This window comes from Bradyrhizobium macuxiense, assembly GCF_001542415.1.
Classification (GTDB): domain Bacteria; phylum Pseudomonadota; class Alphaproteobacteria; order Rhizobiales; family Xanthobacteraceae; genus Bradyrhizobium; species Bradyrhizobium macuxiense.
The window spans coordinates 8,857-21,988 of the sequence record NZ_LNCU01000112.1; the positions used below are offsets into that span (position 1 = coordinate 8,857).

Here is a 13,132-nt window from a genome sequence, read left to right on the forward strand (position 1 = left end):
GAGCCGATACAGGATCGACGTCTTGCCGACCCCCATGTCCCCGAGCAGCATGACCTTCGCGGTAAGCATCAGTGGGACACTTCGGATCGATAGACGTTTTCGAACGACACCCGGCGGTTGCCGCCGACGGTGGTGTCGATCCGGTCGGTGATCGGCATGGTCGCCGCGCGCGACACCAGGGTCAGCCGCGCCGGATCGACCCCGAGCGCGGTGAGCCGCCGCATCACCTGCTCGGCCCGCTTGCGCGCGAGCGCCTTGTTGGTGCCCTCTGTGCCGCTCTGGTCCGCATAGCCGACGATGCGAACCCTGAGATCGTTGTTCGCCAGCAATTTGGCGAGCTCCTCGAGCTGTCGCTCAGCCTGATCGTTATCGAGGAATTCGTCCGAATTGTTCGCGAAGAACACTGCCGTCGAGGTGATGAAGCGCTCGAACCGCGCGGCGGGGCTGTCGACGACCGACTGCAGCGCCGCAGACTGCTCGCTCAGCCTGACGTACTGCTCGCCGAGCTTGTCATATTGCGCTTGCAGCGCTGCGGATTGCCTGTCGCCCGCCTTCGATTGCTCGGCCATCGCCTCGCGCATCTGGTCGACACTCGCCTGCAGGCGCGCCAGGGTCTGCTGCAGGCCGGCAACTCCAGCCTGCGATGCTGCCAACTGCTCCGGCGCGGACACGAGGCCGATCCGGTCGACGACGCGGTATGGCGCGGCAGCCGCCGCGAGCGCATTGATCAGCGGCGCGGTTTCCACCTGGCTCGGCTCGATGCCGGATACCGCGACGCTCCGGTTCCGGTGATCGAACTCGAGCCGAAGCGGAAACGTCGTCAGCAACGGCTGCTTCGCCGCGAGTTGCTCCAGCGCCGCTTGGGTCCGCCGCTCCAACAGGCTCCGCGTCACCGACACCGCGCCGAACCAGAGCAGCAGCGCGGCGGCGGTCGCGAGCAGGCCGAACAGGATGACCTTGCCGCGCCGGCCCGTCGCCTTGCGCGGCGTGTCATCGGTCTCGATCGACGCCGCCAGCGACGCGAGCATCGGGCCATCGCAGTTAGCGCCGCGGTCGATGCGCTCGATCGAATCGAAGAACAGCGAATTGATCCGGGCGTTGTCGGCAGGACGCAGCGGGCCGAGGCACTCCGCCGCGAGGATGAAGCGCGGCGAGGCGCGCAGCGCGATCTGCCGGCCGCCGAAATCGAGCGTCTGCAGATTGCCCTCTCCGGCCAGCGCCTGAACGGAAAACTCCAGGATCGCCGCGACCATCGCGCTGAGCAGGTCGGCGCGTTCGTCGGGGGTCTCGTCGCGCTTCCAGTCCGCGACCAGGCGACCATTGCCGCGTTCGATGAGCAGGAGCCGGTTCACCCGCGGCGGATTGTCCGCCAGCACGAACTCGCTGATCGGACGTCCCGTGACCAGCGACTTGACGCGCCCCGTCCAGAGTTGCGTCGATGTCAGCGCATTGATGCGCTGCTCGAGCCCGGCAACCATTTCCCGCAAGGAATTTGCCACCGCAGCGCTGACCAGCCGGCCGACAATCGGATAGAGCGCCTCGACCATCAGCTCGCGCGAATTCCTGATCTCGCTCCTGATCGCGGAGACCACGGTGGGCGCGATGGCATTGGCAAGCTCGCGCGGCCGATTGACCTCGGCCCGCTCCAGCGCTGCGACCAGGATATCGGCGGTTGCCGTCTCGAGACGGTCGGCGGAGCCGACATATCGCTGCAGCGACGCAAGATCAGACTCCAGCGACTGCAGACGCGTCGCCTCTGGCTGAAACAGCAATGTCTTGAGCTGCTCGATCTCGCGGTTCTGGCCGGCAGCAGCTGCCATGCTATTTTCCCGTGCGGCCGGATCCCAATCCGCTGATGGCCGCACCGAGCTGCGAAATGGACGCACCGATATCCTTCAGCGAGTCGAGCCGCTTCTGTTCGGTGTCGCGCTCGAGGTCCGAGACCCGCGCCTGAACCGCGGCTATCTCGTTGGCGAAGTCGGCCTGCATCTGCTTCAGCGACGCCTGCATCTCCTCGCGCAGGCCCGCCAAATTACCTTCGATCGAGCGTTGCGCGCCGCCGAACAGAAGGTCGCGGACCTGGTCGATCGTCGCCGCCGCGTTGTGCGCAGCCGAATCCGCGCCGTTTCCCGCGGCTGCGGCATCGGCGGTTCCATCCGTATCCCTGGTCTGGCGCTCGCTGCCCTTCATGATCGTAATCCTGCTCGTCCGAAGCTACGCAAATCCGGCTTTGCTGCAAAAAGCAAATCCAGAACAATCCTATAGCCAATTTCGTCGGCCCGGCACAGGGCAACGCGAGCAATCAGGCGGGGATGAAACCGGACGGCGTGCAGAAGCGAGCAATTATTTTTAATAAGTTATTGCCTTTATTGCGAGTTCTGTACGGTTCTTGACCTGGCATTTTTCCAGAATCGTGCTGACATAATTCTTCACGGTTCCCTCAGCCAAGTGCAGCCGTTCGCCGATCTCGGTATTGCTCTTGCCCTCGACGATCAGGGTGAGAATTTCATTCTCCCGCGCCGTCAGCCCGTCGCGAACCGGCAGCTTCGCCGATACGCGTGGGCCGCGCAGTCGCTTGAATTCGTCGAGAATGCGCGCGGCCACGCCGGGTGACAGGCCCGACTGGCCGTTGATCACCGCCCGGATCGTCGCAGCGATTTCCTCCATCTTGGCGTCCTTCAAGAGATACGCCTTGGCGCCCGCGCTCACCGCTTCGAAGATCAGATCGTTGGTCTCGAACGTGGTCAGGACGACGATATGGATCTGCGGCAGCTCGCGGAGGATCCGCTGGGTCGCCGCAATGCCGCCGACCCGCGGCATCTGCAGGTCCATCAGGATGACATCGGGCCGGTAGCGCCGCGCAAACTCGATGGCCTGCTCGCCGTCGGCCGCGCCGGGAAGCATTTCGAAGTCGTCGTTCTGCTGGGCAAGGAGCGTGGCGATCCCTTCCCGGATCAGTGCCTGGTCCTCGGCGATCAGCACCCGCACTTTCTCGATCTTGCTCACGGGTGATTCCATCGTTCTCTCGAAGGCCTCATCATCCTGAATGCCATGATCCTGAATGCGATGGCCGGTAACTCAGTCGGCCAGCATACCGGGAGACGCCGCCGGCGGCACCCCGACCGGCAATGATATCCGGACCAGCGTTCCCTGTCCCGGTGCGCTTTCCACCGCGCAGTCTCCGCCGACGAGTTCAGCAAATTCGGCCATTCCAATCAATCCGAAATGTCCGGGCTTCGGAAGCGCCGTATCGAAGCCGCGCCCGTCGTCGCGAATCTCGACGACCAGTTTACGGCCGACCGCAGCCGGCTCCTCGAACGCACGAAAAGTCACATGCCGTGCTTTGGCATGCGCCTGAACGTTGCGCAGCGCCTCGCTGACGACACGTTGAACCGTCAACGCGCAATCGCGCAATCCGGCGCGCGCACGATCGTCGATCTGGGTCGACACCTTGATGCCGCTTCGCTCCGCGAAGTCGGTCAGCAGTCCTTCGACGTCCAGGTCGAGCTCCAGGTCGTCAGGCATGCGCAGGCGGGCAATGGCTTCGCGGGCGCGCGTCAGGCCGCTCGCCGCCGCGTCTTCCGCCGTCGCAAGTCCATCGGCGACGCGCGCCGGATCGGTCGACAGATAATGCCGGATCAGCCGGATCTGGGTCAGCAGCGCCACGATCGAGTGCACGAGCGTATCGTGAAGGTCGCGCGCGAGGCGAAGGCGGGTGCGCGCGAGCGAGGCGAAGCGCACCTCGGCGCTCGCCGCCTCGAGCTGCTGCTCCATCAGGCGGCGGGCGCGGCGTTCGCTTCCGAGCAGCGTTTCGACCTGACGCGCGGCGAAGTCCGGCATGGCGATCACGAAATAGTGCGACTGCTCGGCATTCCACAGCACCACTGCGGTCACCGGCTGGGCTATCCCCGGCGAAGCGCCACGCACACCTGCGAGCGCGATCATGTCGCGCTCTCCCGCGGCAAGCGCCGCCAGTTCGGCTTCCATTCCGACCAGCAGCACACAGTCGCAGCAATCGGCGCCGATCGCGGGAAGCCATTCCACAAGGCGCCCGATCTTCCGCACCATCGCTCTGTCGGCGCCGATGACAGCGAGGCCGATGACGTCGGCTTCTGCGGCCGGAAGCAAGTCCGCGCTCAGATCGATCATTCGTTGCCCAAATCAGCTCAGCGAGCCGCCCACTCTGGCGTAAGCCCGCGGCGGCCGCAAACGAATATGACTTTCGTCATGACTGATCCTGACTTTCGTCAGATGCCACCGCCGTCCGAAATGCGGTCTCTGTTCAGTAACGAGCGAAATTGTGCAAGCCGCGATGGGCCACAAGCCCGCGCACGCGGCCGTGCCAACCGGACCGCGCCTCAGCAAGGCCGTGCCGATCGACCGGAGTGAGCTGACGGATGAGCGTTGCGCCACGAAAACTGTCGCGCGCGGAGCCGCCTATTTTGGGCGACACGGCAAAGCCCGCAAAGCGCCGTCGCTTGAGCGCGACACAGAAGGCGGCGCTGCAGGAGGCCCTCGCCGGCCGCCTACAGCTCTTTCCGCGCGGATATGCCTCGAGCAAAACGGGCCCATTCCACTCGCGCCGCGCCGTCCTCGGACTGGTGCGCGCAGGTCTGATGAGTATCAGCGCCACGATGCGCTATGCGGCGGCAACAAGGCGCGCGCGGGAAGCCTATGCGGCCACGGCAGCCGGCGGAACAAGCGGGTCCGGCGATCCGCAGGCATCGAAACATCGTGCCAACGGCCGCCTCGATGGTCCCGTCGATTCCGACAACGGGGCCGCGCGCGAATAGGGTGCCGGGCGGGCGGCTATGCACCCGGACATGCACTTCGCCGGCAGCGAGCGCTGTGCTAGTCGGGAACGAGCCGCATCCGTCGCCGTTGAGTTGCGCGACCAAGGCTGCAACAGAAACGAGGATGCATGCTCGCGCTCTGGATCATTGGGTTGGCATTTGTGGGAAGCGGCCTTGCCGCGATCCTGTTCGGCGTCCGCGCGCTTGAAACGCCCTTCGGCAGCGCCCTGCTCGGCAGCGGGCTGATCCTTGTCGCCTCGGGGGTCGTGATTGCGGCGCTCGGCCTCGTGGTCCGGCACCTCGACCAGCTGCGAGAGGCGATCGAGACGCGCGCGGACCCGGCGATGCCGGAGCCGACCGAAATCGCTCCCGTCATTGCGACTGCGACGATGGAACGTCCTTCTCCGCTCAGATCGCGCGAAGCCAGGCGACGGGCTGCACAGGATGCCAGGCCGGACGGCGCGGCCGCGCCGGAGCAGCCAGCGCGCCCTGCGGCAGGCAGGTCGTTGCGGACCGACCTATCCTCGCTGCGCGCGCAGAGAGCGCCTGCCCAAAGCGAGCCGCCGCAGGCACCTGGACCTGGCGTCCTTCACTCCGGCACCATCAACGACATGGACTATCAAATGCGCGCCGACGGGACCATCGTCGTGATGTTGCCCGACCGCAAGTTGGAGTTCGCGTCGATCGACGAGCTTCGCGCCCGCCTCGCGACCCTTCTGCACGACGACGAAGATGCATCGGCCGGCGAACGCTCGGCCTGATCGACGGCATGGCGCCGGATGCGCCTCGATCTGCCGCTAAAGCGCGATGCGATCAGACCGAATCGTCATCGCGCTGTAGCTTCTTGCTTGAGCATGATCTCCGCGCAAACGCGTTCCGCGTTTGTCGCGAGGGAAAACCGCTTCACACTTTGCGCTAACGCGGCCCTGCGGATCCGGATTACGCTCTAGAACGGAAACGCGAACTCCCGCACCGGGTATCTGGAGTCGAAGTCCACACCCGTCGCCGGTCCGGCGCGGTAATGGCCATCGTAGTAGCCAACGGGACGGCGTGCGGCGGGCGGACATGCCAGGTCGGGGCGGCCCGCGAGCATCGGCCGGCGCTCGTGATAGCGCGTTCGCCAGCAGTGGCAGTCCTGATCGCAGACCATCCTGACCTGCTCGACCGGCGGCTGCCATTCGCGCGCCGTGGCCGGGGCGGCCGGGCTGCTCACGACGAGTGCCATCTGGACGAAATCGAGAAGTAAATTTGCCATGACCATATCCGGGACGGTTTGAGCTAGCGGGCCGATCGCAGCGCGACCGGCCGCGTATCGCGCAGCCGTTCGCAGTCGATCCAGAACTTGTCGCCACGGCGGAGCGTGACCTGCCATGGCGAGTTCTTCAGGAAGGTCTGGTCGACCGTCTGGCCGTGCGGATAGGTGACCCGGACGGTTGCCTTGAGCAGCCAGGACCCGATCGGCGCGTAGGGCAGCTCCTCGGATCGGAGGACCTCGGCACGGCAACGTCCGGCCGGTGCTGCCGCGGACACAGCGCCGCTCGAAGCGATGCCCAGGCACAGGATAATTCCGGAAATCGTGCCGCACCTCATCGGACAGACCCGTTTAACCAAGTCGGTTGTCATCTGGCGGTAGTACCGCACAAAGCTGTGCAGATGCTTATTCAATTGTCGGATTCGTGCTATATGTTGATTTGAAGAGAGTGATGGATGGCTCGAAGGATATGCGGTTCCTCGGTCTCGCTCTACGAACGCTCTTTCTGCTGGTTGTGGTGGTGGTAACGGCCCGGGTGGCCACACCCCAAAATGAGAGCCTGTTGACGGTCTACGACACGCCGGCTGACCTGCTCCGTATCCTCCTCGGCGCCGCCGTCTGCTTCTTCGTCATTATCCAGATCTTCCAATACTCGCGGAATCCGGCCGACATGCGCAAGTGGGTGCCGATCGGCCTTACGATCCTGCCGCTCGCGCTGATTTGCGCACGCGTCATCTGGTAGCGCATTCGCTTCCTGTTCAGCAGACATCTTAGCTCGCCGAAGTTCGCACTGTGACGTCGGTGGAGGAGCTTCGTGCTTCCGCCGCTGTCGTATTGCGGACGGCCTTGTCGACCCGACACCATAGGATCGCGGCCTACTGCCGGGGCGTTGACCATGGATGGAGCTCCCTGCCACCGACAGATCAGCTCTGCAGATAAACTGCACAGATAATCTTTACAGTTTATCTGTATATCTGTATCGATACCGACATGAACGATTCACCGGAATCCCCCCGGATGGCACGCGTCTCGGCACTGGCCGAAGACCTGCGCCTGCTGATCGGACGACTGAAGCGCAGGCTGCGCGAGCAGAGCGATCGCGGAGACCTGCCGCCCTCGCAGGTGGCGATCCTGCTTCGGCTCGAGAAAGACGGGCCCGCGACGGTATCGAGCCTGGCGCGCTCCGAAGGGATGCGCCCGCAATCGATGAGCTCGGCCGTCGCCGCGCTCGAGGCGGCGGGCCATGTCACGGGCAGGCCCGATCCGGACGACGGCCGGCAAACCATCATCTCGCTCACGGATGCCTGCCGCGACTGGATCCGCGCCGGGCGCGCCGCGCGGCAGGACTGGCTGTCGCGCACCATCACCGCACGGCTGTCGCCGCAAGAGCAGGACGAACTCGCGGCCGCCGTCGGGCTTTTGAAGCGGCTCATCGACGATTGATGCGGCCTCAACGCATCGGTCGCGGCAGCAAAAGGAACCAACATGGCCCTCACGACACTGGATCCGGTCACGGCCCTTATCGTTGTCGATTTGCAGAGCGGCATCATGGGCTCGCCCTTCGTCCATCCGATCAAAGATGTCGTGGCGTGCGCGAGCGCCCTCGCCACCGCGTTCCGGCGGCACGGCCTGCCGGTCGCACTGGTCAATGTCGACGGCGGTGCACCGGGACGCACTGAGCGGGCCCCGCACCTCAGCGGCCCGTTTCCAGACGGATGGACCGACCTCATTCCGGAGCTTGATCGGCAGGCAGGCGACATCGTCGTGACCAAGCGAACGCGGGGCGCATTTGCAAGCACCGACCTCGAGAGCAGGCTGAGGGCGCGCGGCGTCACGCAGGTCGTGATCGTCGGCGTCGCCACCGCCGGCGGCGTGGAATCAACGGCCCGGCAAGCTTATGAGGCCGGCTTCAACGTCACGCTCGCCACCGACGCCATGACCGACATGCGGCCGGACGTACATGACTACAGCATCGCCAATGTATTCCCACGGCTCGGCGAAACCGGCTCGACGCAGGCGGTCATCGATCTCCTTGAAAGGACGCGCGCACATGAACTGGCTTGACCTCGTCGCCTATTTCTTCGGCGGCGCCTTCCTCACCAATGCCATCCCCGATGTCGTCGCCGGCATGATGGGAGAGCCGTTCCAGACCCCGTTCGCGAAGCCGCCCGGAGAGGGGCTGTCGACGTCGACCGTCAATATTGTCTGGGGCTTCGTCAATCTGCTCGTCGGATATCTGCTGGTCTGCCGCGTCGGCGAATTCGGCCTGCGGACCACGAGCCACGTCGCGGCGCTTGGGCTCGGCGGGCTCGCGATCGGCGTCTTCCTGGCGCGGCGGTTCGGGCAGTTTCACGGCGGCAACGAGCCAAAGCAATCATGACAAGGCAATCATGAGACGGGTATTTCGATCGCTGCGGAGCTTCAACTACCGCGTCTGGGCCGCAGGCGCGCTGGTGTCCAACATCGGCACCTGGATGCAGCGCGCCGCCCAGGACTGGCTCGTTCTCACCCAGCTCACGAACCACAGCGCAGCCGCCGTCGGTATCGTCATGGCGCTGCAGTTCGGACCGCAGCTCCTGCTGATGCCGTGGTCCGGCTATGCCGCCGATCATTTCAACCAGCGCAAACTGCTGATGGCCACCCAGGCCATGATGGGCACGCTGGCCCTCATCCTCGGAATTCTCACCGTCACCGGGCTGGTACAGCTCTGGCATGTCTACACCTTCGCCTTCCTGTTCGGCTGCAGCGCGGCGCTCGACGCGCCGGTGCGCCAGACATTCGTGGCCGAGCTGGTTGGCGATGCCGACCTGTCGAACGCGATCGCACTGAACTCGACCTCGTTCAACGCCGCGCGCATGATCGGACCTGCGGTCGCCGGCCTCGTGATCGCCTCGGTCGGCACCGGCTGGGCGTTCCTGTTCAACGGGACATCCTTCCTCGCCGTGCTGGCGTCGCTCTCGCTGCTGCGCACCTCGGAGTTGCGCCCGAATGCGCGCGCCCACCACACCAAGGGCAGCGTCATGCAGGGGTTTCACTACGTCTGGTCCCGCCGTGATCTCAGGACCACCCTGGTGATGCTGTTCCTGATCGGCACCTTCGGACTGAACTTTCCGATCTTCATCTCGACCATGGCGGTCGGCGTCTTCCACACCGACGCGCGCGGCTTTGGCCTGCTGTCCTCGATCATGGCGGTCGGGACGATGTCGGGCGCGCTGCTGGCCGCGAGCCGCGATCGGCCGCGGTTCGGCGCGCTGTTGCTCGGCGCTGCGATCTTCGGACTGGGTTGCACGCTCGCGGCGCTGGCGCCGGACTACTGGCTGTTCGCCGCCGCATTGGTCGTGATCGGCGTCGCCGCGCTGACCGTCACCAACACCTCGAATGCGCTGATGCAACTCTCGACGGAGCCTGCGATGCGCGGACGGGTGATGGCGCTCCGGCTCGGCGTCGCGCTGGGCGGCACGCCGATCGGTGCACCGATCGTCGGATGGGTCGCCGATCATCTCGGCCCGCGCTGGGCACTCGGCGTCGGCGCCGCCGCGGGCTTTGCCGCCGCGCTCGTTGCGATCGCCGCCCTCGCTCAATGGCGCGCTCAGACCAAGTCCGACGGCCTGCCTCACGCGGCTGAATGATCGGCTACTGACGCTCGGCTTGAGTGTGCTCTCGCGCGGCGCAGTTCTAATAGGCGTAGGAAGTCTTGCTCGGCTGCACGGTCAGACGCAGGGCGACCTCCGTCGACCCGTCCATCAGCTCCAGGACCTGATCGCAGACCAGGCATCGAAACTCTCCCGCGACGCCGCCCTTCGACGTCAATTCGATCCGGCGATAGCCGGCCTGGCATGTGGGACACATCACATCGGATTTGCGCATGGGACAGCAAGCCGTTGTTCGCACTATTCTTCCACACGCCCATGAGCGGAAATGTGACAGCAACGCCGGGAGGCTCGGCGTCTCCCGACATCGACAGCGCGCATTGTTGCCCAGGCGGCTAAACGCACCGACCGGAAATTCTCGGGCTCATCGCGATCGAAGCGGTGGTCGCGGCGACTTCACGCCGGACGCGACGTCATCACAGAGAACCGCCGTCAACCCCGACCTTCGGTCGGAAAACGAGCGAGCGCTCTCTCAGAAAATTTTCACCGCCCCCTTTCCCGACGGCTGGTCCCTGGGCTACCAATTATGCAAGGGCGCAAAAGCGCTCACGCCCGGACCGACAACAACAACAGCGAGTCCGGGACTTTACATGGGAGGAGGCAACGTTGGGTCTCGCGCGCCAGCGACCGACGACGAATGCGTTCGCGATGGACGTGCTGTGTGCACGTATCCTCGAACGTCATCGCGATTCCATCAAGGTCCAGAAGCCGCACCTCGCCGTTCCGAATCTTGCGCGCATCATCGGCGCCACGCTCACACTGTCCAACAAACACGGCTTTCACGCCACCACGCTGCGCCAGCTCGCGGAGGCCTCTGGGCTCAGCATGGGCGGCCTTTATACGTATTTCGACAGCAAGCCCACGCTGCTGTCGATGATCCTCGGCGAAGTCGCGGCGACGGCCACCGAAGTCCTGACGTCGCCGCCCGACGACGTGAAGCAGGATGCCCGCCGTCACCTCGACTGGATCATCGCAACGCACGTCCGCATGAGCGAGGCGATGCAGCCCTGGTTCGTGTTCGCCTTCATGGAGGCGAAGTCGTTTCCGCCCGCCGAGCGCCAACGCGCCGTCGACATGGAAGTCATGACCGAGAAGATCATCGCCGACGTCCTCAAGCAGGGCGTCGCCAGCGGCCTGTTCACCGTCGAGCAGGTCACGCTCACTGCGTCGCTCATCAAGCCGCTGCTGCAGGACTGGTACGTCAAGCGCGCCAAGTACCGCCGGCGCGGCACCTCGATCGACGGATACATCGACGCCGTCGGAACATTCGTCGGTGCCGCCTTGTCGAACAAGAGCCGGCTCGGCACTCGTTCAAGACCAAGGCAGATGGCGCAGCCATAGCCGACAAGGGGATCAGGCAATGAAGCGATTGCGATTCAATCAACAGGAGATCGTCTTCGCCGTCTTTGCCGTGCTGTTCCTGGCGTTCTCGGTCTTCCTGCGCGGCTTCCTGACGCCAGAGAACATGCTCACGCTGCTGCAGAACGTCGCGGTGCTCGGCATCCTCGGGCTTGCCATGGCGATCGTCGTGATCGGGCGCGGCATCGACATCTCGCTGATCGCAGCACTCGCGGTGCCGCCGGGGCTCGTGCTGCAGATGGTGCAGGACGGCCACTCGCTGCCGGCGTCGCTGCTGACCGCCGTGCTGCTCACGATCGCCTTCGGCCTGGTCAATGGCTGGCTGATCGCCTACGCGGAAGTACCTTCGCTGTTTGCGACATTGGCAACCGGCCTGCTGCTGGCCGGGCTCGGACAGGCGGCGCTGTTTCAGCTCGACGTCGTACAGTGGAGCGACGGCATGAAGGGCTTCGAGCGGCTCGGACAGGGTACCATCCTCGGCATTCCGACCTCGATCGTGATGTTCGCGATCGCCTGCATCGTGGTGGCGTTCCTGCTGCGGCGGACGCGCTGGGGTGCCTATATCTACGCGATCGGCGACAACCCCTACGCGGCCCGCGTCACCGGCATCCCCTCGCGGCCAATCATCGTCCTGCAATATGTCGTGGCGGCACTGATCGGCTGCTTCGCGGGCCTGGTGATGGCGGCGTCCGTCAACTCGATGCCGACCCGCATCTTCAATTCGACCCTGATCTACGACGTCATCCTGGTCGTCGTGCTCGGCGGCATCGGCCTGTCGGGCGGCCGCGGCGGCGTTCTCAATGTTATCATCGGAACGCTGCTGATCGGCACCATGCTCAACGGCATGACCATCATGGACATCTCTTATGCCGGACAGAATCTCGTCAAGGGGGTGGTCCTGCTGCTCGCCGTCATCACGGATTCCTTCCTGAATCCGCGCAACGAAGAAACGGCGCAGCAGGGCGACATCTGAGTGAAACGCCAACGACACCAACCAAGGAGGAAGCAGTGAAGCGCGTGATCAGGACTGCAAAGATACTCGTTGCCACACTCGGGCTTGCGGCAATCGCCGGGCCGGCCCTGGCCCAAAAGGGCCTCGACGAGCCGTTTCAGAAGCCCTTCAAGGAGGCCCTCACCGGCAAGACGGTGGCCTATGTTCCGGTCGCCATGAACTTCGATCTCACCGAAGGCTGGTACGCCGGCCTGAAGAAGGAACTCGAGCCGTTCGGGGTGAAGTTCGAGATCCGCGATCCCAACTGGAACACCAACGCCGGCGCGCAGGCGGTGACCTCGCTGATCTCCGAGAAGCCCGCCGTGATGGTGATCCACAATCCGGACGTGCAGACCTACGCCAAACTGCTGCAGCGCGCCGAGAACGAAGGCATCTACGTCATTCAGATCAACATGGGCTCGGCCTATCGCAGCTCGGCCTTCGTCGGCGCCAACTGGATCGAGATCGGTGAGAAGGACACCGAAGCGGTGGTCAAAGCCTGCCAGGGCAAATCGAACAAGATCGCCATCGTGCAAGGCGCGCTCTCGGCGGCCGCCAGCGCCTACACGCTCAAGGGCGTCGAGAACGTCCTCGCCAAGCACCCGGAGATCAAAGTGGTGTCGAGTCAGGCGGCCGATTGGGACGCGGCAAAGGCCAAGGCGATCACCCAGACCGTGCTGAAGCAGAATCCCGATCTCTGCGGCATCGTCGGCTTCTGGGACGGCATGGACATCGGCACCGCGGCGGCGGTGAAGGAAGCCGGCCTCACCGGCAAGGTGTTCGTCGCAACCTCCGGCGGCGGCGAGCGCAAGGGCGCCTGCGAACTGGTGAAGTCCGGCGCCTTCGACCTCAACCTGAGCTACGACGTGCCGACGCAGGCGGCGCAGATGGCGGGCACGATCAAGTGGCTGCTGTCATCGGGCGCCAAGCCCGGCTCGATCAAGGGTTCAGAATACACCACGCTGATTCCGATCACCAAGGAAAACGCCGATAGCCAGACCGCGTGCTGGAACCTCAGCGACCTGAAGAAATAGCCAAGACGAAAACGTCCCGGGCCGCTGTGCGCCCGGGACGCCATCCCCCGCCA

The 13,132-nt window shown here is 64.8% G+C and carries 17 protein-coding genes; 10 read left to right on the forward strand and 7 right to left on the reverse strand.

All coding sequences use genetic code 11. The features are described from left to right. Nucleotides 1-68: 68 nt before the first annotated feature. The 4 genes from AS156_RS33545 to AS156_RS33560 all read right to left on the reverse strand — a co-directional run bounded on the left by AS156_RS33545 (nt 69) and on the right by AS156_RS33560 (nt 4,149). A complete protein-coding gene (locus AS156_RS33545) occupies nt 69-1,820 on the reverse strand; it encodes an OmpA family protein (RefSeq protein ID WP_066513647.1) in 1,752 nt (583 codons plus the stop codon). Nucleotide 1,821: 1 nt separating this feature from the next. Then, nucleotides 1,822-2,190, reverse strand: a complete 369-nt coding sequence (locus AS156_RS33550) for a hypothetical protein (protein WP_066513648.1) — start codon at nt 2,188-2,190, stop codon at nt 1,822-1,824. Nucleotides 2,191-2,349: 159 nt separating this feature from the next. After that, complete coding sequence (locus tag AS156_RS33555; protein ID WP_245313190.1) at nt 2,350-2,988, reverse strand: response regulator transcription factor; 639 nt, start codon at nt 2,986-2,988, stop codon at nt 2,350-2,352. A 90-nt stretch (nt 2,989-3,078) separates the two neighbouring features. Continuing rightward, nucleotides 3,079-4,149, reverse strand: a complete 1,071-nt coding sequence (locus tag AS156_RS33560; protein WP_066513650.1) for a sensor histidine kinase — start codon at nt 4,147-4,149, stop codon at nt 3,079-3,081. Between the two features lie 329 nt (nt 4,150-4,478). On the opposite strand from AS156_RS33560, the gene AS156_RS33565 reads away from it, so the two are divergent. Together AS156_RS33565 and AS156_RS33570 are read left to right on the forward strand one after the other, a co-directional pair. Beyond that, the gene (locus AS156_RS33565; protein WP_201456151.1) at nt 4,479-4,793 is read left to right on the forward strand and encodes a hypothetical protein; all 315 of its coding nucleotides are present in this window, start codon (nt 4,479-4,481) and stop codon (nt 4,791-4,793) included. Between the two features lie 128 nt (nt 4,794-4,921). Further along, complete coding sequence (locus AS156_RS33570; protein WP_066513652.1) at nt 4,922-5,554, forward strand: hypothetical protein; 633 nt, start codon at nt 4,922-4,924, stop codon at nt 5,552-5,554. A gap of 185 nt (nt 5,555-5,739) precedes the next feature. Here the strand turns inward: AS156_RS33570 and AS156_RS33575 are convergent, their stop codons facing one another. Next, nucleotides 5,740-6,048 carry a hypothetical protein gene (locus tag AS156_RS33575; RefSeq protein ID WP_136626578.1) on the reverse strand — a complete coding sequence of 103 codons (309 nt, stop codon included), beginning with the start codon at nt 6,046-6,048 and terminating at the stop codon, nt 5,740-5,742. Between the two features lie 23 nt (nt 6,049-6,071). Beyond that, nucleotides 6,072-6,323 carry a hypothetical protein gene (locus tag AS156_RS33580; protein WP_066513654.1) on the reverse strand — a complete coding sequence of 84 codons (252 nt, stop codon included), beginning with the start codon at nt 6,321-6,323 and terminating at the stop codon, nt 6,072-6,074. A gap of 173 nt (nt 6,324-6,496) precedes the next feature. Here AS156_RS33580 and AS156_RS33585 point away from each other — a divergent pair, with 173 nt between their 5' ends. From AS156_RS33585 to AS156_RS33605, 5 genes are all read left to right on the forward strand, one after another. After that, complete coding sequence (locus AS156_RS33585; RefSeq protein ID WP_066513655.1) at nt 6,497-6,787, forward strand: hypothetical protein; 291 nt, start codon at nt 6,497-6,499, stop codon at nt 6,785-6,787. A 275-nt stretch (nt 6,788-7,062) separates the two neighbouring features. Next, nucleotides 7,063-7,488, forward strand: a complete 426-nt coding sequence (locus tag AS156_RS33590) for a MarR family winged helix-turn-helix transcriptional regulator (RefSeq protein WP_430641831.1) — start codon at nt 7,063-7,065, stop codon at nt 7,486-7,488. A 42-nt stretch (nt 7,489-7,530) separates the two neighbouring features. Then, nucleotides 7,531-8,109, forward strand: a complete 579-nt coding sequence (locus tag AS156_RS33595; RefSeq protein WP_066513657.1) for an isochorismatase family protein — start codon at nt 7,531-7,533, stop codon at nt 8,107-8,109. After that, the gene (locus tag AS156_RS33600; protein WP_066513658.1) at nt 8,096-8,425 is read left to right on the forward strand and encodes a hypothetical protein; all 330 of its coding nucleotides are present in this window, start codon (nt 8,096-8,098) and stop codon (nt 8,423-8,425) included. The genes AS156_RS33595 and AS156_RS33600 overlap by 14 nt, the downstream gene beginning before the upstream one ends. A 10-nt stretch (nt 8,426-8,435) precedes the next feature. After that, nucleotides 8,436-9,674 carry an MFS transporter gene (locus AS156_RS33605; RefSeq protein WP_066513659.1) on the forward strand — a complete coding sequence of 413 codons (1,239 nt, stop codon included), beginning with the start codon at nt 8,436-8,438 and terminating at the stop codon, nt 9,672-9,674. Between the two features lie 46 nt (nt 9,675-9,720). Here the strand turns inward: AS156_RS33605 and AS156_RS33610 are convergent, their stop codons facing one another. Further along, a complete protein-coding gene (locus tag AS156_RS33610) occupies nt 9,721-9,912 on the reverse strand; it encodes a hypothetical protein (protein ID WP_066513660.1) in 192 nt (63 codons plus the stop codon). A 431-nt stretch (nt 9,913-10,343) separates the two neighbouring features. Between AS156_RS33610 and AS156_RS33615 the strand changes: the two genes are divergently transcribed. The 3 genes from AS156_RS33615 to AS156_RS33625 are packed head-to-tail and all read left to right on the forward strand — an operon-like array spanning nt 10,344 to nt 13,079. After that, complete coding sequence (locus AS156_RS33615; protein ID WP_066513698.1) at nt 10,344-11,036, forward strand: TetR/AcrR family transcriptional regulator; 693 nt, start codon at nt 10,344-10,346, stop codon at nt 11,034-11,036. A gap of 19 nt (nt 11,037-11,055) precedes the next feature. After that, nucleotides 11,056-12,027 carry an ABC transporter permease gene (locus AS156_RS33620; RefSeq protein WP_066513661.1) on the forward strand — a complete coding sequence of 324 codons (972 nt, stop codon included), beginning with the start codon at nt 11,056-11,058 and terminating at the stop codon, nt 12,025-12,027. 35 nt (nt 12,028-12,062) lie between these two features. Next, nucleotides 12,063-13,079, forward strand: a complete 1,017-nt coding sequence (locus AS156_RS33625; RefSeq protein WP_066513662.1) for a sugar ABC transporter substrate-binding protein — start codon at nt 12,063-12,065, stop codon at nt 13,077-13,079. Nucleotides 13,080-13,132 lie beyond the last annotated feature (53 nt).